Source organism: Microbulbifer okhotskensis (assembly GCF_023895975.1).
Taxonomy (GTDB): Bacteria; Pseudomonadota; Gammaproteobacteria; order Pseudomonadales; family Cellvibrionaceae; genus Microbulbifer; species Microbulbifer okhotskensis.
In genome coordinates, this window is the sequence record NZ_JALBWM010000266.1 from 1 (window position 1) to 1786 (window position 1786).

Annotated in this window: 2 protein-coding genes; both read left to right on the forward strand. The window is 56.3% G+C overall.

Annotated features, from left to right (window positions below):
- Window positions 1-50: 50 nt before the first annotated feature.
- On the forward strand, window positions 51-974 hold the full coding sequence (locus MO867_RS21910; RefSeq protein ID WP_252473110.1) for a hypothetical protein: 924 nt from the start codon (window positions 51-53) through the stop codon (window positions 972-974).
- Window positions 971-1786, forward strand: an 816-nt coding sequence (locus MO867_RS21915) for a hypothetical protein (RefSeq protein WP_252473113.1), incomplete at its 3' end; no start/stop codon positions are given. The genes MO867_RS21910 and MO867_RS21915, both read left to right, overlap by 4 nt.

Genomic DNA, 1786 nt, shown 5'->3' on the forward strand with positions numbered 1-1786 from the left:
CATGTGTTAGATGAGCGCTGGCGGCGCTTATTGGTGGAGGTGTATTCGCCATGGGCAGTTTGATTTTTGGCTCCACCACTATTCAGGGCCGCACCTTTGACGATATCCAGATACAGACCTCCAAGGCCGGAGTGCCACGGCAGATTATTTTCGGGCGGGTACTGCCGGTGGTGGGCAATATTATCGCCACCACTGAACCGAAAATTGTTAAGAAAAAAGAAAAGCAGAAAAGCGGCAAGGGCGGCGGCTCCACCACCGTTGTCAACGAAGAAATATATCGCACCTATGCCATCCGCATTTGCGAAGGGCCCATCACCGGTATTCGCCGCGTCTGGCGAAACAATGAATTGGTCTACCACCGCGATAGCAGCGATGCCACTCAACTAATTAATAACCGCGCATTTTTACAGTTGGCCGAGTTTTTTCTCGGCGACTGGGAGCAAATGCCCAGCGCCGTGATGCAGGCCGCCTTTGGTATCGACAACGTGCCCGCCCATCGCGGCACCTGTTACTTAGTGATCGATAACGAAAACCTTACCAGCACCGGTGGTGCGATTCCGCAATATGCGTTTGAAGTGGAGCGGCAAGAGGGGCGGGTGGTGACGAGCCGGCCCTATGCGCTGGAAGCGGTGGATGCCCTCGGTTCAGAATTTGCTGACGTGCGCCCGGCCCCTGGGGCATCGATCAGTGACGGGATCAGCAGCCAACTGGTGCAGCTATCCGGCGAGCTGCGCACCATTCTGGGAAGCTACGACCAATACGCCCCGGAAACCATCGGCTCCGATTTTGTTGGGGTGTCCGGTGAGCTGCGCACGGTTCTCGGAAGTTATAACCATTACGCCCCGGAAGCGATTGAATCGACGTTTATCGGGGTTTCCGGCGCGCTGCAGGCGGCGCTGATTATCTACAACGACCACACCGCAGAATCCATCACCTCTGAGTTTGTGAGTATTACAGGAGAGTTAACCGGATGAACCTATGCAACCGCGTGCGCGGCTTTTACACACTGGAAACCTACCGCGCCGAAAAAACCGAGGATGGCTTGCGAGAAATTCCCGGCAGTCGCAGCCGTCGCGCCGAATTTGAAAATTTAATCACGGATCTGGGATTAAACCGGTTGGGGGATCGTTCCCCCGCCTCAAGCGCCTATTTTTGCTACGTGGGCAGCGGTAGCAGCGCGCCGGCGCAAACCGACACAGACATGGATAATTTTATTGCCGTTCACAGTGTCCTCCAGTCCGATACCCGCAGCGCGCAAGCCAGTATCGATCCCTGGTACCTGTCGACACAAAAAGTGAATCGTTTTAATCAGGGGGTGGCCGCAGGCAATCTATCTGAGGTGGGCATGGGCTGGGACAGCAACCCCAGTGGAGCCTTGTTTTCCCGCGCCCTGATTCAGGATGCCGACGGCAACCCCAGCAGCATCACCGTGCTGGATGATGAATATCTGGATGTCACCTATGAGCTGCGGATTTACCCGAATCTGGGCGACTTTACCGGCACCATTACGATTGATGGAGTGGATTACAACTATACCGCCCGCGCCTGCCGGGCCAATACGGCAGCGCCCGGTGCCTGGGATTTTGATTTTCCAGGGAATAACGGCGCCTATAGCTATGCCTACGCCGGCGAGATAGGCGATGTGTCTGGCTACCCCGCAGGAACCAATGCGGGCGGCACGCCCGCCTTGGTTACTTACAATTACGGCAGCTTGCGAGCTTCCGTGCAGCTGACCTGGGCACTGAACAGCGCGAACTTTTCTGATGGGGTGCGCTCGGTAGCGCTG